General features: G+C 59.6%; 19 protein-coding genes. 16 read left to right on the plus strand and 3 right to left on the minus strand.

The window, feature by feature from the left end:
- The 5 genes from HY68_RS38190 to HY68_RS38205 form a co-directional block, all read left to right on the plus strand.
- Positions 1-207, plus strand: a 207-nt coding sequence (locus HY68_RS38190) for a DUF1403 family protein (protein WP_042002167.1), incomplete at its 5' end; no start/stop codon positions are given.
- A gap of 1 nt (position 208) precedes the next feature.
- Positions 209-871, plus strand: coding sequence for an SMC-Scp complex subunit ScpB (locus HY68_RS38195; RefSeq protein WP_042002170.1), 663 nt, complete (start codon positions 209-211; stop codon positions 869-871).
- Positions 868-4,860, plus strand: coding sequence for a hypothetical protein (locus tag HY68_RS38200; protein ID WP_157874592.1), 3,993 nt, complete (start codon positions 868-870; stop codon positions 4,858-4,860). Before HY68_RS38195 ends, HY68_RS38200 begins: the two co-directional genes overlap by 4 nt.
- Positions 4,861-5,065: 205 nt before the next feature.
- Positions 5,066-6,247, plus strand: a complete 1,182-nt coding sequence (locus HY68_RS43250) for a hypothetical protein (protein WP_157874593.1) — start codon at positions 5,066-5,068, stop codon at positions 6,245-6,247.
- Positions 6,247-6,816 (plus strand): hypothetical protein, encoded by a 570-nt coding sequence (locus HY68_RS38205; RefSeq protein ID WP_042002177.1) that lies wholly within the window; start codon positions 6,247-6,249, stop codon positions 6,814-6,816. Before HY68_RS43250 ends, HY68_RS38205 begins: the two co-directional genes overlap by 1 nt.
- A 75-nt stretch (positions 6,817-6,891) precedes the next feature.
- Here the strand turns inward: HY68_RS38205 and HY68_RS43255 are convergent, their stop codons facing one another.
- Positions 6,892-7,440, minus strand: coding sequence for a hypothetical protein (locus tag HY68_RS43255; RefSeq protein WP_157874594.1), 549 nt, complete (start codon positions 7,438-7,440; stop codon positions 6,892-6,894).
- Positions 7,441-7,923: 483 nt separating this feature from the next.
- Here HY68_RS43255 and HY68_RS41585 point away from each other — a divergent pair, with 483 nt between their 5' ends.
- The 7 genes from HY68_RS41585 (at position 7,924) to HY68_RS38240 (ending at position 16,868) form a co-directional block, all read left to right on the plus strand.
- Complete coding sequence (locus HY68_RS41585; protein WP_078864217.1) at positions 7,924-9,000, plus strand: type IV toxin-antitoxin system AbiEi family antitoxin; 1,077 nt, start codon at positions 7,924-7,926, stop codon at positions 8,998-9,000.
- Complete coding sequence (locus HY68_RS38215; RefSeq protein WP_078864218.1) at positions 8,988-9,854, plus strand: nucleotidyl transferase AbiEii/AbiGii toxin family protein; 867 nt, start codon at positions 8,988-8,990, stop codon at positions 9,852-9,854. The genes HY68_RS41585 and HY68_RS38215 overlap by 13 nt, the downstream gene beginning before the upstream one ends.
- A gap of 47 nt (positions 9,855-9,901) precedes the next feature.
- A complete protein-coding gene (locus HY68_RS38220) occupies positions 9,902-12,865 on the plus strand; it encodes a TrlF family AAA-like ATPase (RefSeq protein ID WP_042002186.1) in 2,964 nt (987 codons plus the stop codon).
- A gap of 63 nt (positions 12,866-12,928) precedes the next feature.
- The gene (locus tag HY68_RS38225; protein ID WP_157874595.1) at positions 12,929-14,497 is read left to right on the plus strand and encodes a hypothetical protein; all 1,569 of its coding nucleotides are present in this window, start codon (positions 12,929-12,931) and stop codon (positions 14,495-14,497) included.
- 370 nt (positions 14,498-14,867) lie between these two features.
- The gene (locus tag HY68_RS38230; RefSeq protein WP_042002192.1) at positions 14,868-15,434 is read left to right on the plus strand and encodes a hypothetical protein; all 567 of its coding nucleotides are present in this window, start codon (positions 14,868-14,870) and stop codon (positions 15,432-15,434) included.
- 23 nt (positions 15,435-15,457) lie between these two features.
- Positions 15,458-16,132 carry a hypothetical protein gene (locus HY68_RS38235; RefSeq protein WP_198533560.1) on the plus strand — a complete coding sequence of 225 codons (675 nt, stop codon included), beginning with the start codon at positions 15,458-15,460 and terminating at the stop codon, positions 16,130-16,132.
- A gap of 1 nt (position 16,133) precedes the next feature.
- Entirely contained in the window at positions 16,134-16,868 is a 735-nt protein-coding gene (locus HY68_RS38240; protein ID WP_042002198.1) for a hypothetical protein, read from the plus strand.
- Between the two features lie 36 nt (positions 16,869-16,904).
- On the opposite strand, the gene HY68_RS38245 is transcribed toward HY68_RS38240, so the two are convergent.
- Together HY68_RS38245 and HY68_RS43260 are read right to left on the minus strand one after the other, a co-directional pair.
- Positions 16,905-17,669 (minus strand): hypothetical protein, encoded by a 765-nt coding sequence (locus tag HY68_RS38245; protein ID WP_042002201.1) that lies wholly within the window; start codon positions 17,667-17,669, stop codon positions 16,905-16,907.
- A gap of 410 nt (positions 17,670-18,079) precedes the next feature.
- A complete protein-coding gene (locus HY68_RS43260; protein ID WP_157874596.1) occupies positions 18,080-19,510 on the minus strand; it encodes a hypothetical protein in 1,431 nt (476 codons plus the stop codon).
- A 952-nt stretch (positions 19,511-20,462) separates the two neighbouring features.
- Between HY68_RS43260 and HY68_RS44500 the strand changes: the two genes are divergently transcribed.
- The 4 genes from HY68_RS44500 to HY68_RS38265 all read left to right on the plus strand — a co-directional run.
- Complete coding sequence (locus HY68_RS44500; RefSeq protein ID WP_042002204.1) at positions 20,463-20,792, plus strand: hypothetical protein; 330 nt, start codon at positions 20,463-20,465, stop codon at positions 20,790-20,792.
- Between the two features lie 243 nt (positions 20,793-21,035).
- Positions 21,036-21,245, plus strand: coding sequence for a hypothetical protein (locus HY68_RS38255; protein WP_198533561.1), 210 nt, complete (start codon positions 21,036-21,038; stop codon positions 21,243-21,245).
- 341 nt (positions 21,246-21,586) lie between these two features.
- The gene (locus tag HY68_RS38260) at positions 21,587-21,769 is read left to right on the plus strand and encodes a hypothetical protein (RefSeq protein ID WP_042002208.1); all 183 of its coding nucleotides are present in this window, start codon (positions 21,587-21,589) and stop codon (positions 21,767-21,769) included.
- A gap of 218 nt (positions 21,770-21,987) precedes the next feature.
- Positions 21,988-22,341 (plus strand): hypothetical protein (locus tag HY68_RS38265; protein WP_042002212.1); only part of this gene is annotated, 354 nt, incomplete at its 3' end.

Consider the following 22,341-nt stretch of genomic DNA (forward strand, 5'->3'; position numbering starts at 1 on the left):
GATCGTCTGTTGGCGGCGGCGCCGAAGCTGCGCGGCAAGGACGCCGACACCATGGTGGCGATCCTGATGATGGAGGACGCCCAGCCCGCCGGCGCCGGCAAGACCGCGAGCGACCGCAGCATGCGGCGGCTGTTCGAGCGGCTGGTTTCGCTCGGCGCCGTGCGCGAACTGACCGGCCGGCCGACCTTCCGATTGTACGGGCTCTGACATGGGGCGGCGGGCGCGAGCAAAGGCGTATCTCGATCTCGAACTGGCGGACCTGCCGGCGGAGCTGCGCTGGCGCGAATGGATGGGGCGGGTCGAGGCGGTGATCTTCGCCTCGCCCGCGCCGGTGACGCGCGAGGTGCTGGCGCGCGTCGTCGGCCGCGACTGCAATCTCGATCTCGTCATCGAGGACATCCGCGAGGAGCTGCGCGGCCGGCCCTACGAGCTCGTTTCCGTCGCCGGCGGCTGGCAGCACCGCACCCGGAAGAGTTTTGGCGACACGATCCGGACGGCGATCGGAGGCGGCGCCGACAAGTCCCTCTCGGAGGCCGAAAACCTGATCCTGGCCTGCATCGCCTATTACCAGCCGATCACCCGCAGCGAGCTCGGTCAGTTCTTCGGTAAGAAGGTCAGCCGCGATCTGATCGGCCACCTGCGCGGTCTCGGCTTCATCGGGGCCGGACCGCGCAGCCCGCAACCAGGTGCGCCCTACACCTATGTGACGACCAACGGCTTCTTGTCGCACTTCGGCTTCAACACGCTGCGGGACCTGCCGGACATGGAGATGCTCGAGGATGCCGGCCTGCTCAGCAAGGAAAAGTTGTTGGCGGGAGAGATGTTGCCCTTTGCCGAGACGACCGCGGCTGATGACGACGATATGGTGTGAAGATCATCATGTCGTTATTAGCCGCAACTCAAATCCCGAAACCAGCCGACGAACAGGCCTTTGAGCGCGCATGCGTTCCTCTTTGGGCTGGACTGCTCAAGGACCCAAACGTCCAGAAAAATGCAAGGCGCGGGCAAGGCCAGGACGGGGTCGATCTCTATGGGATGCGCGATCGTGATCCAAAACAGTACGTCGGCATCCAGTGCAAGTTGAAGGGTGATGGAAAGGAGCTTTCGGAAAAGGAGGTTCGTGGCGAAGTCGAGAAAGCTCTCAAATTCAAGCCGGCGCTAAGCGAATATTTCATCGTCACCACAGCTCCCGACGATGGCGACATGCATGAGCTGGCGCGCGTGGTTACGGCCGAGCTTCGCGCCAACGGCCATCAGATGCTCGTTTACATCTGGGGCTGGAATACGCTGGAAGAAAAGATCAGCCAAGATGACGCCGCTCGGAAAGCATTCGACCCGAGTTTCGGGCCATTTACGGAGCGCATCCTCGAAAATACACAGGAGTTGCTGCTCGGTCAGACAGAAACGCTGTCTGGATTGGCGCAGGTCCAAGCAACGCTGACGCAGATAACGGCGACGCTCAGCCTTCCGCCGGGGGACACGACCTCCGCCGGTGATGGGCTCGAAGCCCACCTCGACGCCGACATCGACGCGTTTCGCGAGATGGCAAACGCAGGAAAGCCACGTACGGCGCTGCCGCTGTTGCAAGGCCTGCTCGCACGCATTGGATCGAGCGCCTCCGGCCGCATTCTCTTTCGCGTTAAAGCCAATATTGGTTCCTGCCTGCTTGCCCTCGGCGAGCAGGAGCGTGCCGCGACGATGCTCGCGGAGGCGTATGAGCATGCGCCGAGCGAGCCGAAGGCGATCGCGAACAAAGCCTTTTCTCTTCTACTTCAGGGAAAGTGGCCGGAGCTTCTTTCATGGGGCCGGCAAGCCCTTGATGCGGACCCGAGTAACGAGGGGCTCGCGGGCTACGTCGTACAGGCCGCCCGTTTCGATTCAGCGATCGCGGACCCGCTCGACATCATTCCGGTCGAGCTGAAGGCGTCGGCCGCCGTCGCTGTCGGCCGTGTCGACGTCCTGCGGCATCGTGGACTGATCCCGCAATGGTGGCAGGCGGCGCACGCCGCGCTCGCGGCCCATCCCGGCGATCGCCACGCCCAGCAGTTCGCGGCGGAGGCCGATCTCGACGAGGCTCTGCGAGACCCCGTATTCCAGCGCACCCACAGACTCACGCCACAGCAACGCGAGCGAATTGTCGCGGCGGCCGAGTTGCTGCGCAGCCAGTGGGAAGCAGCGCGGGCAGGCGAGGGCATCATTAGGCCGGAGGACGCGGCGCTCTGTAGCAACATCATTGTGGCCTATCACGCGCTTGACGATCTGCCATTGGCGATCGAGGTCGCGCGCCAAGGTCTCGCCGTCGCGCCGACCGATATCGAAATCGCCAATCGCGCGGCTGTCGCCGCTGTCGACGGCAACGATGAAAAATTAGCCGAAGAACTGCTTCACCGTCTTCCCCCGGGCCCTGACGCCACGGTTCTTGCCTTCCGCTTCTATTCTGCGCGCGGCGACTGGAAGGAGGTCGCTCGGATTTACCGGGAACAGGCCGACCATATCCCTCCAGTTGAGCGCTCTCTCGTCGTGACCGCGGGACGGCTTGCCGAGATCAAGCTGGCGCACCCCGCTGACGCCGAGAAGCAGATTGCGGCCATCGCCGGCGACGTCGTCGACGATCCGCGCGCCAGCATTGTCGTTGCTGATTTCGCCCGCATGGAGGGCTTCGAAAGTCTGTCCGATGCAGCCTATCGAGCGGCTCTGAAATGCATCGACGCTGACAGCCATATTGCTCCGCGCATGATGGTCGCGATGCACGCATCTCGACGCGGTGAGGCGAGCGTCGTCGCGGATCTGCTTGATGGCCATGTCGCCGACGATCACGATAACGAAGGGCTCCGTGTCCTAGCGCGCGCCTTCGTCAACGATAGTCCCATCCGCCGGCGCGCGATCCGTTTCTTCGAACACCTGCCTGGGCCGATCCGGGCGCTGTCGTTTTATCTCCATGCCGAAGGTCTGCTGCATTTCAACCGCGGCGCGCTAAAGCAAGCCGAGGCCTGCTTGCGAAAGGCAGTGGAGGTTAGCCCTGATCTCACCAACTATCTCGCCTTGTTCTCGACCTTGCGGCGCAACGATCGTCGCGGTGAGATCAAGCCCATCCTGCAAAGCCTCGATCTCGCGACCGTCCGGGGGACGCCGGGTCAGAAGATGTATCTCGCGCAGGAATTTCTCGCCGCCAATCTGCCGAAGATCGCGTTCGCTTTTGCCTATGAGGTCCTTCAAGCCGCCAGGAACGATCCCGATGCGGCGCTGCGTTACTTCGGACTGATGATGCTCGACCCGAACGGTCGGAAGATGCCGCGCTCGCGAGCCGTGGGCATGGATGCCTGGTTTCGGCTTGAGGGTTCGCACGGCGAAGCGCAGAGCTTCCTCATTACAGACGGACCTGATCGGCCGGCTGATGGTCTGGTCAGCGCCAGCCATCCGCTCGCCGCTGCGGCGATGGGGCTGAAGGTCGGCGACAAGTTCACCATCAAGGCGACGTTCGGCAGCGATACGACGTGGCGGGTGGCGGAGATCAAGCACAAATATCTTCACGCCCTGCACGATGTGATGGCGAGTTTCCAAACGCGCTTTCCAAATGCAAAAGGCTTCTACACGCTGAAAATGGAAGAGGGCAACGTCCAGCCGGCCCTCGATGAAATTAAGAAGGTTTCCGAAGGCAACCGCAAGCTCGCCGACCTCTATCTGCTTCAACATTTGCCGATGGCGATGGTCGCGTCGCGCCTCGGACGCGATACCGTCGGCTTTTCCGATTATGTGCGCTCTCTTGATCATGACCTTGAGACCTGCGTCGGTAACGCGCCAGAGCGTGACGCCGCCCGCGAGCTTCTCGGCCATCACCGTGCAGCCGGTGCCGTGTTGGACACTTACGCCGCATGGACGATTGCGACGATGGACGCGTTCGATGTCGTTCTCGCGGTCTTTGGTAAGCTGGTGGTACCGCGATCGAGCATCGACGAGCTGCGAAGCTTGCGCGACAAGGATGATCTTGGCAGCGGCGGGCGGTCGATGACGATCGCCTGGCATAACGGGCAATACATTCGCCAGGAATTTTCCCGAGAAGACATCGCGGCACGCGATCGCTTCATTGCCGAGCAGATCGAGAAGATCGAGAAATCCTGTGAGATCGTACCGGGCGCGGCTCCCGATGAACCATCAGAACTTGCAGCGATGCTCACGGAGACGTTCGGCTCTGACGTGCTCGATCCCGCATACGTCGGCAGCGAGGGCTATGTCCTCGTTTCGGAAGATCTCTATTACCGTCAGATCGCGGCGGCAGCAGTCGGCGATCAGCTCAAAAGTGTATGGCTTCAACCGGTCATCGCATTCGCCCGCGAGTCAGGCCTCATTGATCAGGCGCGTCACGCCGAGATCACGGTCAAACTCGGGCGGCGACGGCATAGCCACGTGTCGATCGACCCCGAGACACTTTGGCATGCATGGCAAGCGGACGGCAGCGATGATCTTCGCGATGTCCGTGCCCTCACAATGTTCATCGGAACGCGAAATGCCGAACTTATGTCGCATCTCTCTGTCGTGTTCGCATTTCTCGGGCGAACCTGGAGTGGGAGCGGCTCGGCCGATCTCCGAGTCATGAAGGTCACGGGCATCGTGTTGGAGCAACTGCTTCGGTTCAGGGAAAAGGACTGGGCGATGGTTCTGGCGCTCGCCACCGACGGCGCACCTTGGAGGCTTCGCGAATACATTGATCAATGGACGGCTGGACATTTTCTTAGTCTGTCGCGGCTTCGTGAGGCTGAACAGCAGGTAATCGCGATTCACACGCGTAATCACATGACCTCAAAGTCAAGATCGCAGCAACGAGCGCTCAACTCGACCAATTGGCCAATGAGGGGGCGATAGCCACACGAAAGCCGAGGTTCCTTCGCCCTTGTAGGGCGTCGCCCGTTCATAAGATCGTCGCGCAGCCATAAAAAAACGAAACAATAAAGTTCTGGTTCTCTCTGCTAAAAATACTGAGGGCCCTGCTATGTTTCAACATTCCCACGATTGTTATGCACTCCGGAAAGGTGTGATATCTGCGAGGCATTTAACTCATGGTCATACGATGTCCCCGCCCGACGAATGGATTCAGATGTTTGCGTTGCCGAACATCCTGATCGAGGAGCCCATTGAGGTTGATGGTGTCGCCATCGTGCCCGCGCACGATCCTCGCTCGCTGGAGCTGGCGAAGCGCCATAAGCAGTTCGAGATGTACCTGAACCGCTTCACCTCGGAATTCGGTCAGCCGGTCAGCCCGAGTATCATTCTGGTGAAGGCAGAAAAGTTCGAGCGATACCGCCCGGCAGAAGCTCTTGCAGGATTTCGAGATGCGGTGGCGATGTCGACGATTCCCTACGCTTGGGCGCACGTTCTGAGGTTTGAGAACAATCACAATATTAGATACGCCAATTGGTTTTCGTTTTACCCTTGGTTGGTCGATTCCAAATACGAAGGACTTGTTATGCAGAGTATGGCTCAGGCCGGCTGGCATGAAGTCCGGGCGTTAAAGGGCCAGACAAGTCCCGGTATCCCCCATATGGCCCTCCCGGCCAACATGGTCGATAAAGCACTTCTCCCAGCGCTCCTTGAGCGGTGGTTGGCGCGGTTCGGTTCAGCCAGTCCATCCAGGAAAGATACTTCCTTATTCCGCTCGCTTAATATGGCGCTGTCAGCGGCGATGTTGCCCGGCAACGTCGAGGTGACAATTTACGACCTCGGGAGATCGATCGCACTATGGGTCAGTGCCTTCGAAATTCTGACCCCTAACGGGACCTGTGAGGAGGTGTACAAGCTCTTAGAAAGCACAAAGTGGAATCTGTCCGATAATACCGATGCGATCTATGAGCCCCACAAATACAAGCCCGGCCAACCCAAGCGACCGCTACCTGTCTGGCTCTATGGCGCGATGAACCATGCGCGGAATGATTTTTTACATGGCAATCCTATTGACCCTATGCGGTTGATCGTTGCGCCAGGCAAACGACCACTTCACCTCTACAGTGCCCTTCTATATCGCATGGCGCTGACAGCATTTCTCGACCTCAAGCCTCCTCCGCAGGTCAAAAACGAAGGAGAATCCGAGTACGACGCTCACTGGCGCCATATGCACGAGTTCGGCTGGTATCAGAGCAACATCGAAGCAGCGATAGCCACGGTGATCTTCACCCAAGATGAATACCGGGCTATGAGACAGGGAAAAGTCGACCAGGCAATGATGCGCAGCCGCCACAAGCCAGTGAGCCGGTGATGTTCCCCATCCACTCCCGCTTCCCGAAGGAAATGACAGTTATCGGGCGGTTGCTAGTCGATTACGGCGACCTTGAGCTAGATCTTATGAATTGCGTGCAGGTCTTGCGGGGTTACGACCTCAATAGCACTCTAAAGACGATGTTCAGGGTTAGGGGTGAGACGAACAGGATTGATATTGCCGATGGGCTGGGACGTGTGCCCTACACCGCAGTCAATATGGCTTCTGAATTCGATGCCGTTATCGCAGCGATGCGGCAGTGCTTGAAAATCAGAAATCGGTACGCACACGCCTTCTGGCATGATCCCGACCAAGGGACAGCGCTTTGCTACATCTCACTTGAGGAACTGGCCAAGGAGGCCGACGAGGTTCGCGACCTCACCGCGCTAACATTCTTCTACATCGACGAGGCATTGGTGCTTAAACAAGAGCGGTTTTTTGAGTACACCCGAGCGCTCATCAACTACGTGAATCATCAGGGTCAGTTCAAGAATGGAAAATTCTTGCAACAGCCTTTCCCATTACCGAAGGCCGTACCCATCCCTCCAGCTTATACCCGAAAAGCTTAGCTAAAAAGTCCTGTCAGGGGCGTATGGGCTCTGACGCCAAGAGGTCGAGAACGCGCCGAACATCGACGTGATTGTCTAACTGGCTTTGGCCGCTACCGGCCAATCGCCGTCGTCAGGTGCTTCCTCATAAGGTTCAGCGCTACCAATCAGCTCTAAGCGTATCCTGATGACCTGCTCTTTCAGTCGGGAACAATCAGCCGTCGTTGCCTTTACCTGTTCAATATCGAAAACATTTTCACCGTGCTTTTGGTGGTCGAAATCATCCAGGTATTCGACATTGTCAGGCGTGACGCCGACTCGATACGGTGCGCGCGTGTGTCCTCTAAAAGACGCCTCATACGTTTCACCATGGACAAGGTAATTTCGCTTTGTCTTGAGAGCGCGCATGTCTGCGTAAAGCTTCGTTAGCTCGCTTTTGTAGGGTTTCAAAGCTTTCGAGGCATTGCAGCGCCCCTCGAACCACGGAATCTTTTTTCCGAACGGCCGCTCAGCGTAATCCTCGAACAGAGCCTCCATAGGCTCTTCGGAAATCATTTCCCCGAGGAGTAGCATCGAGAATTCGAGTCGACCCATCTCGGTCAGGAAATCACCCAAAGCGATATGCATGCGGTCGAGCGGTGTCACAGCCCGGCGCCGTTGTTTCCTACGTCGTTGCGCTCTCCGTCCCTTTTTGGCCATTCCCTCCCTACTACCACTAATTAAGTGAAGTAGCTGCCTCAACTTGTCGAGACCTTCGAGCATAGCTCGGTCGGTGGGTCGACGACACGCGCGCATCAGCGTAAAATAAGCGCCACATTCCTTGCGACTTCGAAGAATGGAAGGCCGAGCACGGCCGCCTGTTGGGGGCTGAGATCGGCGATACCTGGTGATGCCACAAGTCAGGCAGTTCCTGCTTTCAGCCGGCGATTTCGCGAGCACTTCTCCTTCGCCACATGTCATTAGTTCTGTGCTTAGGAACTGGCGGGGAGGGGGGACGGCCCCGAAGTTCCAATCGCAGCCACGCGGTCCGGTGGGCAATCACTGTAAGCGGCATGTTCAGCAATTGCTGAAAATGGCACGCCAGTGAAACACCTTGACAGATTTCAGCTAATTGGGCATTTTCAGCAAATGCTGAAAACCTCCGAAACCGTGAACGACCTTGAATGCCGCGCGGGGAACGCCCTCCGAGCGTTGTTGCAGAGCGTACCGGTCATTCATCTCGACAAGATGGAGTCAGCTCCTTCTGGGTCCGACTTTGATCTTGTCGCTGCGCTGAACCTGGATGGGCGCAGACGGCTTCTGGTCTGCGAAGTCAAAAAGATCGGTCAGCCGCGACATGTACGTGCGGCCCTCCTTCAGCTTCAACAGGCGGCTAAGAGTTTCGAGCCGCCTGCGACGCCCGTATTCATCACCCCATATCTTTCTCCACAAGCGCAGGCGCTTTGTCGCGACTTCGATGTCGGCTTCATCGATTTCGTTGGCAATGCGAGGATCGCCTTCGACACGGTTTTCATCGAGCGCCAAGTCGATACGAAGCCGGCCGCCGTTCAACGCAGCCTAAAATCCATCTTCAAGCCGAAATCCGCGCAGGTGCTGCGAGTGCTCTTGCGCGACCCCACTCGCGCATGGCGGGTCGCCGAGCTCGCGCAAGCATCTGATGTCAGTCTCGGCCACATCAGCAATGTGCGAAGAGAATTGGTGGATCGCGAGTGGGCCGAGCTTACCGATGAAGGTTTGCGGCTTTCGCAACCGGATGGACTCCTTGACGCTTGGCGTGAGGCATATGAGCAGCCGGCGGATGAGCGGTTCGAATTCTACACGACGCTCCACGGTCAATCCCTGGAAGCCGCCGCGCGCCATGTCCTGCATTCCGGGCCAGATACTGCGAACGCCATCCTTGCGTCATTCTCGGCGGCACATTGGCTCGCTCCCTACGGGAGAGTTTCAATCCAGTATTTCTACGCGGATGCCGCCGGGCTCACTGTTCTGCAGACTCAGCTGAAGCTGTCTCCCGTTCGATCGGGAGCAAACGTCACTGTGACAGTGCCGAAGGATCACGGTGTTTTCCAAGATGCCGTCACGCCTGCGGCCGGCATCGTTTGTAGCAGCCCGGTCCAGACCTATCTCGACCTTGCCGTCGCCGGAGAGCGCGGTGCCGAAGCGGCCGACCACCTGCGACAGGAGCTTCTCACGTGGCGAAAATAGTGCCGCCTGATCCGCAATCCGCGTCTGATTACGAGGACCGCACCACAAAGGCCGTGAAGGGCGTGCTGGTCGAGATCGGTCAGATCCTCGGCAGCTTCAAGGGCAAGTTCGCCGTGATCGGCGGCGCGGTTCCCTGGCTCCTTCTCGATAACGAGGATATGCCGCATGTCGGCACGCTCGATGTCGATCTCGGCCTCGATGCGGAAGCTTTGGGCGATGGTGAGTATGTCACCCTTGTCGAGGCGCTTATGGGTCAGGGCTATAAGCAGCGCGAAGAACTTCGGCGCTTCCAACTCGTCCGCCAAGTACCCGCTGATGACGAAGGTGCTCCCATCGACATCGTCGTCGATTTCCTCATGCCGCGGCATGCCGAGATCGTGAAGAACAATCCGCCGATCCTAAGTGATTTTGCGGTTCAGCGCGCCGACGGGGCGGATCTCGCGCTCCGCTTCTATCAGCTCGTCGCCATCTCCGGCGACATGCCGGATGGCGGTACCAATCGTGTTGAAGTGGCGGTCTGCTCGATTCCCGCGTTGCTGGCGATGAAGGGACATGCCCTCAACGGCCGACACAAGCAGAAAGACGCCTACGACATCTATTACTGTATTCGCAACTATCCGGACGGAATCGAAGCCTTGGCAGACGGCTGCAAGCCGGTGCTCGAGCACGCAAGCGGCGTTCAAGGTTACAAGTTCATCTCTGACAAATTCGATTCACCGGACGGCTATGGCGCCACGTGCGTCCGCAAGTTCGTGGCCGAAACAGCGATCCTCGACGGACGAACGCCCGAGCAATGGCAGCAGGACGCCTTCGGGCAGGTGGATGCCTGGCTGCGAGCCCTCGGTCTGCGATAGCGCTGAGATTTCCGGTTTGAAAAAAGACAATTGATTGGGGGGCAACATTGGGGAATTCAGGCTCGCGCTGGCTTCGATGGGAGCCACATATTCATGCTCCCGGGACAGTGCTCAACGATCAGTTCAAAGGCACGGACAGCTTCGAACAATACCTCGCCAAGATCGAGGCAGCCTCGCCTGCCATTCGCGCGCTGGGCGTCACCGACTACTATCTGCTCGACACCTATGAGCGTGTCCGCGACGCGAAGCATCGCGATAGCCGGCTTGGGGGCGTCGACCTCATCTTTCCGAACGTCGAGCTCCGCCTTGCCTTCGGGACCGTCAAGGGAAACTGGGTGAATTGCCATCTCCTGGTCAATCCGCAGGATACTGACCATGTCGGAGCGACGCAGCGTTTCCTGGCGCAACTCACTTTTGAATATTCCGGCGACCGGTTCGCGTGCACTCCTGATGAGCTGATCCGGCTCGGCTCGAAAATCGACACCAGTCTCTCTGGCCGCGCGGCACTGGCGCGGGGCGCCACGCAATTCAAGGTCAGCTTCGAACAGCTGGCCGAGCTCTACCGGGCGATCGATTGGGCCAAGGCCAACATTCTCGTCGCTGTCGCCGGGAGTGAGCACGACGGGACCTCGGGGATGCGCGGCGAATCCGACGGCGCGCAGCGTCAGGAGGTCGAACGGTTTGCGCACGTCATTTTCGCCAGCGGCGCCAGCCAGCGCGATTTTTGGTTGGGACGCAAAGTCAGTGCGCCGCCGCAGGAGATCCGTGCTCGCTACGGCGCGCTCAAGCCGTGCCTGCACGGCAGCGACGCCCATGAGACCGCAAAGGTTGGAGTTCCCGACGGCGATCGTTATTCCTGGGTCAAGGGCGGCGCCCACTTCGACTCACTGCGTCAGGCGGTGATCGATCCCGCTGGGCGCGCGTTTGTCGGTGCTGCGCCTCCGATCCGTGCCACGCCGTCTCAGGTCATCTCCCTCGTGACGATCCAAGACACGTCGTGGGCAACAACGCCAAGCGTCGAGCTCAATCCCGGCCTTGTCGCCATCATCGGTGCGCGAGGTTCGGGAAAGACGGCGCTTGCCGACGCCATCGCGGCCGGATGTGATGCGGCTTCGGAGCATCTCAGCTCCGCCTCTTTCTTGGTGCGGGCAGGAGAGCTTCTCGACGGAGCCAGCGTCCGGCTGGACTGGGGCACCGGCGAACCTTCCGAGCGCGAGCTGCTCGACTACCAGTACGATGCCGACTTCGACGGGCGGTTTCCCCGCGCACGATACCTCTCACAGAAATTCGTGGAAGAGCTCTGCTCGGCGGACGGGATGACCGACGCGTTATTGCGCGAGATCGAGCGGGTGATCTTCGAGGCTCACCCGGACAAGGATGGGACATTTCAATTCGATCAGCTGCTGGAACTGCGCGCGGCGCGCCATCGGCTCGCGCGTCAGCGCGAGGAGGAGGCTATTGGCACACTGTCTGACAACATCGGGCAGGAGCGGGAAAAACGGCGGCAGACTGCGGGACTCAAGCAGCAGCTTGCTCAGAAGGAGCAAACCGTCAAGGGCCTGGAAGCAGACCGGGACAAGCTTATCGTGAAGGGCACGGAAGCGCGGGCCGATCGGCTGAGCGTCATCGCCAATGCCGCGGAAAAGGTCCGCTCTTACGTCCGGTACTTCGCCAATCAGGAAAGCTCACTTCTCTCCCTACAGGACGAGGTGAGGGCCTTTCGCCAGAACAAGGCGCCGGAGGCGCTGCGCCAGACCAAGTCGAGCTTCGTAGCCGCGCGCCTCGAGGATGCTGACTGGCAGGCATTCCTGCTCGAGTATCACGGTGATGTCGACGCTGCGCTCTCTGCAAAGCTCGCGACCGCACGAAAGAACGCATCGAACTGGCGTGGGACGGCGCCGGCACCTCTGGCCGATCCCAATCGCTCCCATCTTGCGGAGAATGCTGATCCGGAGAAGACGGCGTTGGCGGTGCTCGACGCGGAGGCAGCGCGGCTCCAGGCCCTGATCAATATCGACACCGAAACCGCCAAGAGATTTGCTGGCTTGGTCAAGCGCATCGCCGAGGAGAACACCCAGATCGAGGCAACGCGCGTGACGCTCGCCGACTGCGAAGGTGCAGCGGCGCGCATGGCGCAACTGAGTAAACGCCGGCGTGAAACCTATCTTCGCGTATTCGAGTCAATCATTGCCGAGGAGCAGGTGCTGCGCGACCTGTATCAGCCGTTGGTCGACCGCCTTCAGGCAGCCCAAGGCACTCTTCGCAAGCTCTCCTTCTCGGCTCGCCGCCATGCAGACGTCAAGCAATGGGCCTCGCTCGGCGAGAAGCTCTTTGATCTGCGACGAGCGGGCGATTTCAAGGGAAAGGGGTCTCTTGAACAATGGGCCAACGCCAACCTCTGCCATGCTTGGGAGACGGGTGATCTCAACTCGGTCGACCAGGCGATTCAGCAGTTCACCGATGCTTGGCAGGATGAGCTTCTTGCCGTGGCCAATGTGGCGGCGAACGATCAGGCTGCATATCGGAGCTGGCTGATGCGTTTCGCCAAATGGCTGTTTAGCACCGACCACATTCAGATCTCCTACAGCATCGACTACGAGGGAACCGACATCACCAAGCTGTCGCCTGGCTCACGAGGGATCGTGCTGCTTCTCCTCTACCTTGCGCTCGATGAGAGCGACCACAGCCCACTGATCATCGACCAGCCGGAAGAAAACCTCGATCCAAAATCAATATTTGATGAGCTCGTCAGCCTGTTTGTTGCCGCCAAAGCCAAGCGACAGGTCATCATGGTCACGCACAACGCCAATCTGGTCATCAACACGGACGCCGATCAAATCATCGTTGCAACAGCAGGGCCGCATAGTCCTGGCGAGTTGCCGCCGATCACATATCAATCCGGAGGCCTGGAGGATGCGGACATGCGAAAACTCGTCTGCGACATTCTCGAAGGCGGCGAAGCGGCTTTCAAGGCACGCGCCCGACGGCTGCGGGTCAGTCTCGAACGGTAGCTCCGCCGGCATTCCGCCCATTTCGCAAGTCAGCGCCACTCGCATTGGTTTGAAAGCACGTTAATGAAGCGGGAGTCCGGCACCAGAGGGCAGAACGAATTCGCAAGCTGGTGCGAGCCGGAGGGATTCCACGTTCAGCGATCTGATCCAGATCGTCTCGGCTGGGACTTCTTGCTCGAGGCCGATCCGCAACGCTCGGGGGACACTCCTCTCGATCAGCAGAACGATCTTCCGAAGTTCCTCATTCAAGTCAAAGCAACCGAGCATGCGACGGCGATCCCTAGGATCAAACTCTCTGCTCTGAAGCATCTGGTGGACTCCGACCTGCCAGCCGCGATCACGATCCTGGTCTATTCCAAGGGAGGAAGGCGTTCCGTGCGCCGCCTGCTCGTGCCCATCGACGAAGGTGTCATCGCGGACACCTTGCGCCGGGTCCGCGAGCAGGAGGCTCTTGGCAACCGAGATATTCACACCATCAAGGTGCCGATACCGACTGCTCGTGCGACAGCGATCGGGCGCGACGGCGAAGGATTAGCGAATGCCCTGCACAATTTGATCGGCGGCTCGCCGGGTGACTACGCGGCGAGGAAAGTCCAATTCCGGGACACTTGTGGGTTCGACGACGAGCCCGTCGTCGGACGATTCTTCGTGCCGGGGGCTGATGCCCGCCACAAGATCGGCGAGCTCTTTCTCGGCGGCAGGCGAGAGATCGAGATCAATCATCTGACCATCGAGCGTCGCCGATTCGGAATCCCGTTGAGCAATGACCAGCTCTACCTCCGCGATGCCATCCTCGAAATGGACGCGCCGGCGCTCCTCTCTACCTCGATCGAACTTGAGTCAGGCAGCGGCGATTGGATTGCACTTGTCGTCGACGTGTTCGTCGTTCCGCCTTTCGCGAGAGATCGGAAGCATTCCAAGATCCGGTTCGCGAACCGGTTCATCGAGGTCCTGCTCGACTTCGAGAAAGAATGGGCGGGGATCACATTCGACTATGCTGGCGACCGCGATGTCGAGCTGGAAGAGGCCGTTTCAATTATCGAGGTCGGCGCCATTCTGGCACGGCCGCAAAAGAAGCTGACCATTCATTTCAAGGACACTCGGCTGGTGCTCCCGACGGCTGACGAGGAGGGACCCTTTAAGCACTGGATTCCAGTCACATCGGTGCTGCGGAGAATCTGTTCGGCGATCAACCGGTCCGGCCGTCGCACACAAGGTTCCATGCAGTTGGCTACATTCTACGATTGGGTGGAAAAGCATGCTGAGTTGCTTGCCCTGGGCTCGACCCCCGGCGTCAATTTGTTTTTCCCACGATGGTCGGAGGACAAGATAGTCGATGAGCAGGACGCGATTTTGACGCCAATATCGGTCGAGCTTGCGGGCCTCCAATACTCCGCTCTTATCGAGATTCCGATCGTCTCGGCAACGCGCGATGAGAAGGAAGTCAGGATTGTTGGTGGTCAACCCTCCATGGTCGACGATGTGATCCGTTCCCCAGGCGCTGACATCTCCGACTTCATTGACCTTGCCGTGGAGGCATTCAAGCGGCGCCTGAACATTAAGCGGCCGATGCTCGTTGCGGGCGGAATCGAGCGATGGTCGAGCGCCGCTGCTCCGGAACGGATTGAGTGAACGCGCAGCGGCTATTTCGTCAGCCGGCACTTCGCTTTCGTCGCTTTTCTTTACGCTGTCGTTTCTGCGTTCTGGCATCTCGGTTTGCTTGATGGTTGTGGTCAGGGGCTCAGGCAGCGCTTGTCCTTGTCGTCGGCACCGACTGGTCCAGCCCTCAGGCAGCTAGGCTTGCAAGACGATGCGCTGAAGGGTCCCACCGCAATGGTCGAGAGGGCGCGTCCGCTGTCCTCGGACCACGGACAGGTGCTTTCTCTCTAAAGCGCTCACAAAGCGGGGCATTTCGGGTCCATTCGCCCTTTTGTTGACACGACGATGCGACGCGTGTTTATATGTCCTCAGTCCGAGGACAGAGGACAGAGGCGCTGGAGCCATGAAAAGCCAGGATGTGGTCGTACTTCTCAAGCTGGCGAGCTTAGAAGACGACGAGAAGGATAGGGATCCTCCCCTTGCACCCCAGGGGGGCGTGCAAGGGGAGGATCCCTATTCTGTTCGCGGCCTTGAAGCGGCGCTCGGAATCAGCAAGACTGAAGTCAGCGCCTCGATCAAACGCAGCATCGCATCGGGCATCGCCATCAAGGACAGAACGAGCGGGCGACCCAAGCCGAACCGGCGCCAGCTGCTCGAATTTATTCTCCATGGCCTGAAATTCGTCTTCCCGGCAAAGCCGGGCGCCATGCAGCGCGGTCTGCCGACGGCGTTCGCGGCTCCGGTTCTCAGGGATTCTCTGCACAGCGCCGGCAGCCTCATCAGCGTGTGGCCGTTTGCCCATGGAAAGGACATGGGCCAGTCGGTTGAGCCGCTGTTCAAGACCGCGCCATTCGCGGCCGAGAAGGACGAACGCCTCTATGCCTATCTAGCGCTCGTCGATGCCGTCAGGCTCGGAAACCAGCGTGAAGCGCAGCTGGCCGCCGACCTGCTCAAGCAGAGGTTGGGATGACCGTCCAAGGCCAATTGAAGGAAATGCTGAAGACCGTCGCCGTCGCCCTGGGCGACGAGCTTCGCGCGCGCCTGGTCTTTGTCGGCGGCTGCACGACCGCGCTCTATATTACCGACGCCGTGACCCTGGAGGGCGTCCGGGCAACCGACGATGTCGACCTCATCGTCGATCTTGCCGGCTTCGCGGAATGGGCGGAGCTGATTGATCGTTTGCGTCAGCGGGGCTTCGCGGAGGCGCCGGAGGACAATGTGATCTGCCGCATGAGGCTCGGCGAACTCAAGGTTGATTTCATGCCCGACGACGACGAAATCCTCGGCTTCAGCAATCGCTGGTACGCGAAGGGCATCGAGACAGCGGTTTTTGCGCCGCTCGACGAAGAACTCGATATCCGGCATCTCACGCCGCCCTTGTTCGTGGCGACGAAGCTCGAGGCGTACCGCGGACGCGGTGAGGGCGATCTTATCGGAAGCCGCGACGCCGAGGATATTCTCTTGCTCGTCGACGGGCGAGAGGAGCTGGTTGAAGAGGTGGCGGCGGCCGAAGATGAGATTCAGATCTATATCGCGACGCAGATCGCGGCACTGCTCGCGGACCCAAACTACGATCATTTTCTTGCCGGCAACATCCGCGGGCCCGTCGGCCGCGCTGACATCGTCCATGATCGCCTGCTTGCGATAAGCCGTCTGGCCGGGCCTTAGAATGTCCTTCAAGATCCAATGGCGCTGCCAGCAGGGGACGCGAACACACGACAACCGTGACTGCGCCGGCGTCGGCATTCGGGATGAGTCAATCCTCGCGATCATGCTCGATGGATCGACAACGGGTCTGGCGAGCGGTCCGTTTGCGCGCGAGATCGCGCGCGGGTTGGTGGATTGGTTCGCGACGGACACCGCCGAGGTCACCGAGCTAGTTCTGCTCGAACGGCTACGCGTTATGCAGGAAGACCTCTCCCGAGATTTCGGAGGAGCCTCGGCGAGCTACGTCCTCGTCCATGCCGGTCCGGAAAAAACGGCGCTGGTGCTGCACGCGGGCGATTGTCTGGTCGGCCGCCACGACTCGGATGCTCAGGTGCATTGGTTGCTGCGGCCACATACTCTCGCAAATGCGTTGGCGCCGGTCGCGATCGATATTTTGGCGAAAGACGAAACCCGTCATGTCCTCACGCGAAGCTTTCGTTCGAGGCGCTTCGTCGTGCCCGACGTCGGAGCGGTCGAATTGGATGATCGGCCGCTGCTGCTCGCGACGGACGGGTTCTGGGCGGAGCTGGATTCCGAACGACAGACAGCTTTCATCGACGGGGGTTGGCAGGCGAGTGAGCGCGACCGTGACGATCGCAGCGTCCTGTGCATCTCGCGAAGCGGAGCGAGAAACGTGATTGAAGCCCCTGACACCCACGGCCCAACGAGCCTTTATATTAGGGAAGCTTCAGCCTAACGGTGCCGATGATTCTCCGACCAAATTGGAATTTGGTCAATTCTCAAACTGCTCCTGGGTCAAGGAGCGAGGAATGAACGCACCCTTAGGATAGTCGGACATATGTTCGCCAATCCATGTGCCATCCAGATCCCCTAAGGTCTCGAAGATCGCGGTGATGGTGTTGATCGGATCCAAATCCTTCTGTTTGCGCCAAGCCTCGATCGTCGCCTTGATGGCAACGAGTTTGCCCCAAACTTCCGACGAGACTTTTCTTCGCAACAGATCCAGCAGCGTTTCGCGAGTTCTGTCAGGCCAGCCTCCGCCCGGTGCGATCAGTGTGAGATATCTGAAGAGTGCCGTGGAAGCAGGACTGGTTTCGGTGAGCGCGTTGATCTGTGCTTCGACCTCCGGCCACGAGGCATCGTCGCTATCGGTATAGAACTCCGAGCCGTCAAATCCTGCCCCCACGAAATCAGCGAACATTCGATGATGCTGGAGTTCGTTGTCGAGCGCGATGAGAAGGTCGTGGACCAGCAGCCGTTGTTGTGGGTCGTGGGTTCCATTGCCGAGAATATGTCGGTATCCCCTCGCGGAAAGCCGCAAGTGCAAAAGTTCGTGTGCGAACGCAGCGAACGGGCGGTTCGTGTCCGCCATGCGGATGACCGCGTCTTTACCCTTGACCGAGCTCTCCCATTTGACCCCTGCGGCCAACGCGATGCCGAGCTTGTACGATGTCTCGACCTCGATGAGGATCGGTTTCAGCCGATCGTCGGCTTCCGCCTCATCGATCCATTTCTGCGCGATCTCGTTTGAAACCATAGAGTGCCCCTTCCGCTCTGGTATTTCATCAGCACTATGGCCGTCATGGAAGCGGTTTGCAGAGGCCTCGCAGCGTTTTCCTCATAACCGGTGAGTTGAATTTCGGCTGACTTATAGGGCCTTGCCCATGATTGGCAATGCAGCAGTCCCGGCGGGCAACTAAGGTAAGCAACCCTCGTCAATCCATCGCCGAAACAACGCAATCCATTCGTCGGGCCATGGGCCACTGACGTCTGCCGGCATGCTGTGGTCTTTCACGCGCCCGTAGATGGTTTCGGAGTTCGCCTTAACCTCCTCGTAACTGCTGAGATCAAGATACGGTGACATGCACCGCCGCTGACCATCCCTAAACATGACGACGATATGCGACGCGAAGCTGGCCGGCCGGTTAGCTTGCATCTCACGATCCCTCACTCTGCCCTCGTAAATATCGTCCACACGCGATCGAGATCGAGCGTGCCCTTGGCAAAATTCGGATCCGATGAGTTTTGAGGGCTGGCATCGAATCCATTTGGATCGGCTGTCGACATGCTTTGGGGGTTAAACGCTGCTTGCACTTTCGGACCGTAGGCCGCGCGCGCATGACACGCCATGCACTGCGAACGTGTACCGCCGAACTGGAATAGCTCGAGCCACGGATTGTAGGCGACCGGTGCCTTACCATCTGCGGTTTTCGGATCATTGATGTTATAGGAGAAGTCCATAATGTAGTTGCGAAATGCGCCTTTGATCCCCGTGGGTGGCATGTCTTTGCCGAGCGGATTAGCGGCTGCATTGTCGCTCCACCAGAAAGTGGTGAACACCCAAGGTGGGAACTCCCGAGTCGCGATATGCAGCGCTGTCATCAAGATATAGTCGCCCGCTTGAAGCGGCCGGCCTAGCACGGCCGTCGCCGCCGACTTGATGCGAAAGTCGGTGTTCGCGAGATCTGCCTCCTCCTTAGTTACCTGCACGTTGTAGAATTTTGAAAGTGGCACGGATGTTAAGTTGATATGCTCGAAGCCGCCAAGCTCCACCGAGGCGGGTACGGGCAGGCTTCCCACGGGGTCCACCATCACGACCCGTTTCCAGCTTGTCGGGGGGTTCTTGGCGTCCCCGGGAAAACGTGGATCATTGTCCCAGACAGGAACCGCGGTAAGGCGATCTGGCGCCGCGGGCCACCATGAGAATTTGAGGGAAATACCTGCTGCTGGAACGGGGGTGATCAACTTACGAGCGACGTTTGCATCAAGCAGCTGATTCAGCGCAGTCTTACTATAGAATTGATTGTCTCGCAGCCAGTCATACATTTCTTGATTGAAAGCGACGTGCGAGAACGCGACGATTCCTTGATGCGAGGCCAACGTCGAGATGGACGCGTCTGTTGCTGTGAATTGCCCAGGGTTTGGATCGAAACGCGGCGCTACATTCAAGCCGTTCTTTTCGGCAAGTTCGCGCGCTGGGTTAGGCGCAACCATTATCAACTGCGTCGGCAGTGTGAGCTGAATCGGGTAGCGCTTACTGCAGTCGATTTTTCCAGGAGTGGCGTCGAACGCCTCTTCAACGGTGTACCAAGTGTGGAATACCGGTTGTCCGTTGGCTGCTGAACTCGATGGCTGCGTCACCCCAGCAAATAGCATCCAACCATGCGCACGCTGTTGGGCTAGATCGATCTTTCCAGGAATGTTCAGATTGGGCGATGCAATCCCACCGCTCATTTGCCACAGCTTCACCGGGTCGGCTGGCCAGTCGAAACCTGTAGGTATCGGCGCAGCGCAGCGCGATGAGGAAACGCCTTGCGAAGCAGCATTACCGGACAGCATTGCCGCCAGAAGTGCCCCGCCTAAAAAGGTGGATGCCAACGTCCGCATGCCGAGCCCCCGCGACATTTAGGTTCGTCTTCGCAAATAAGGCTACAATAGAACAATTAACAGGACAACTTAGTCTTGCGGGAAAATTTACTCCTGGCCGATGATATAGAGATGCATCACGTACGAAGCTGTGGATTTCGGCGCTGAGACGCGGTCTTAAAAATGCCGAGCCACGGGCGCGCGGGTGGAATTTGACGGCTGCGGGCGAAGAAATCGGGTGCTGGCTTAATCTCACCGATCGTCAGAACGCGATTGTCCACGGCTTTCGTTACTTGATACCGATCATTAGTTTGGCGGTTCTCAACTCCCAAATCGCTCGATGCGCGAGGTTTCGCGGTATGCGACTTCGGCAACACTCCGATGGGTTGGCGCTGGTATCGGGCGCGAGCTCACCGATGCTGCAGCCGCCCATGCCAGCCTAGAGTCTCAAGCTGAGCTGGTCTGGCTCTTCCCGTCGATCGCCGTCGTCGAAAGACGACAGAGTTACCCCAATTAGGCGTATCCCCTTCGCGGGTGGGAAGAGCGGGTCGAGAAGACTGCGAGCGATAGCTTCCAGCTCGGACGCTGCTCCGATCGCCAGGCTGACGGTCCGGCTGCGCGTAATCTGCTGAAAATCGGCGAGCTTGACTTTCAGTATCACGGTTCGCCCGTACAGGTTCTTCGCTTCGCAATGGCGCCAGACCTTTTCGACTAGTGGTGTGATCTCGGCCCGCGCCGCCTCGAGGTCGAAGATGTCGACGGCGAACGTGTCCTCGGCGCCGACGGATTTGCGCGGCCGATCCGGCTGGACGCCGCGATCGTCGATTCCACGCGCGATCCGGTAGTACCAGGAGCCGGCTTTGCCGAAATGCAGCTACAGGAACGTCACCGCCTTCGCTCTTAAATCAGCGCCAGTGAGCATGCCAAGCCGCTCCATCTTCGCGGCGGTCCCGGGACCCACGCCATGGGATTCTTCACCGCGAGGCGCTCGACAAAACCCGGGCCCATCCGCGGGGTGATGACGGCTTGGCCATTCGGCTTGTTCAGGTCGCTCGCCATCTTCACCAGGAATTTGCAATACGAGGTCCCGGCCGAGGCATTGAGGCCGGTGACGTCCTTGATGCTGGCACGGATTGGCGCGCGCGACACGGGGTTTCCGCTTCCGCATGGACGCGGCGACAACTTTCATCATGATTCGCTCGCGCCCGATCCGCGCCGGCTGCACAAGCCACGCAATCTGGTCGACCTATATGGCCATATCGGCGAGATCAAGGTGAAGACGGGGGATTTCTGATTACGTGCCGCATAGTATGATCATGCGAGAGGGAATGGTGCGCCTCCTTAGCGGGACCGGGCTGTCGGCGCAGCAGAAGCCCCGCATCTGCGGGTCTTCTCCCTTCGGGCTTCCATCCCTGACGACGGCTGTGCAAGATCGGCATCGGGAAAAAGTCAGTGAGTGATGTCAGGACTATTGCGACGATGGTGGGAGAGCCGCCGCGCGGTTCGGCGCAGATGGCAGGCTGATGCCCGCGCCCTCGTGGCACGGGACGAGGCTGGCTCGTATTACGAGGCGCAGCGTCTGGCCGCGCGCGCCAAGACGTCAGGTCAGGCCGGCGAGTTTCTCCATTGGGCCAAAGTCGCCGCCGAAGTCGCAAGGCTCTCGCCGCGGGCGGAGATGGACCTTGCCGTGGTCCAGGCCATCGTCGACGACGAGACACGGCGCGGCGCGGACGTGCGTGACGATTGACCAATAGTGGCGCCGACATCGCTTGGGCTGAATGCGCATGTCCTCCGGTCGACCCGATCTCTGCCCGGGGATCACGTATGCGCGCGGGCAGTGCGAAGAGCCTACGGTCGGGAAAAAGAGCGTGCGGGTGGGTCTGACCATCTCGACGCAAGTCCGATCTCCGCTCTCCCTGGATGGCTTTCCTGCTCCTCCGCCCGGCCTTCCACGTTCAACCCATAAAGGGTCGGCTATGCGAGCATGCCGCCGCTGCGCCTTCGGCTTCGCGATGATCGCGGCCAGTTGAGGAGACCAACGGACGCCATCGAGCGGGGATCGGCCTCGCTCAACGATGGAGCCCTCCCATGTCGCACGATCTTGCCCTCGCCCAGTCCAACGCATTCGAACTCGCCCGCACCCTGATGGTGCCGGTCACGCTCTTCGAGGTCGACGGCGAATACGGCGTCATGCCCAGCGACGAACTCAACGACGCCGATGTCCTGGTCGTTTACGAGTACGACCCCCACTTGGTCGGCCCGGCTCACTGAGCCGGGTTCACCTCCTTTGCCGCTCGCGAGCGGGCGGCGGCAAGGGAGGCTGCGCCGCGTCTGGCGACGATGGCGCTGCGCGCCCCGTTGTTTCACCAATTGCCATCCGCGCCCTTGCCCCCTTCGCTCTTCGCGGCGGCCGCGTGTGTGTCCCGCAACGTGCGGGAGAAGAAACCTCAAGCGAGAAAGGACTGGCGCCGCAGCGCCGGAATACGGAAATGGAAAAGAAGGACATCGACGAGCTGAAGAGTCGCGTTCGCTGCGCCGCCGTGCTGGAGACGGCTGGATTCGCGATCGATCTGAAGGAGAGCACCCGCAAGGCCGTCAAATATCGGCGTGGCAACGATGTCATCATTGTCATTCACGACGGCAAGGGCTGGTTCGACGCGCTCTCTGACGCCAAGGGCGATGTGCTTTCGCTTGTCGCGCATCTCGACGGCGTTGGCTTTACGGAGGTACTCCAACGAGTCTCCGCCCTCGTCGGCTTCGCGCCGAGCGAGCCCGTTTGGACGAGAACGTCACGCGCGAAAAGCCCTGACCTCTGCATTGCCGACCGTTGGCGGGCACGGCGC

This window comes from Streptomyces sp. AcH 505, from assembly GCF_000818175.1.
Taxonomy (GTDB): Bacteria; Actinomycetota; Actinomycetes; order Streptomycetales; family Streptomycetaceae; genus Streptomyces.

Coding starts and splice junctions, on each gene's coding strand:
- HY68_RS38245 (WP_042002201.1), bottom strand. CDS start 17,669: ATGGTTTCAAACGAGATCGCGCAGAAATGGATCGATGAGGCGGAAGCC.
- HY68_RS38260 (WP_042002208.1), top strand. CDS start 21,587: ATGTCGCACGATCTTGCCCTCGCCCAGTCCAACGCATTCGAACTCGCC.
- HY68_RS38235 (WP_198533560.1), top strand. CDS start 15,458: ATGCTGAAGACCGTCGCCGTCGCCCTGGGCGACGAGCTTCGCGCGCGC.
- HY68_RS38230 (WP_042002192.1), top strand. CDS start 14,868: ATGAAAAGCCAGGATGTGGTCGTACTTCTCAAGCTGGCGAGCTTAGAA.
- HY68_RS38195 (WP_042002170.1), top strand. CDS start 209: ATGGGGCGGCGGGCGCGAGCAAAGGCGTATCTCGATCTCGAACTGGCG.
- HY68_RS43250 (WP_157874593.1), top strand. CDS start 5,066: ATGTCCCCGCCCGACGAATGGATTCAGATGTTTGCGTTGCCGAACATC.
- HY68_RS38240 (WP_042002198.1), top strand. CDS start 16,134: ATGTCCTTCAAGATCCAATGGCGCTGCCAGCAGGGGACGCGAACACAC.
- HY68_RS38205 (WP_042002177.1), top strand. CDS start 6,247: ATGTTCCCCATCCACTCCCGCTTCCCGAAGGAAATGACAGTTATCGGG.
- HY68_RS44500 (WP_042002204.1), top strand. CDS start 20,463: ATGGGATTCTTCACCGCGAGGCGCTCGACAAAACCCGGGCCCATCCGC.
- HY68_RS38225 (WP_157874595.1), top strand. CDS start 12,929: ATGAAGCGGGAGTCCGGCACCAGAGGGCAGAACGAATTCGCAAGCTGG.
- HY68_RS41585 (WP_078864217.1), top strand. CDS start 7,924: ATGCTGAAAACCTCCGAAACCGTGAACGACCTTGAATGCCGCGCGGGG.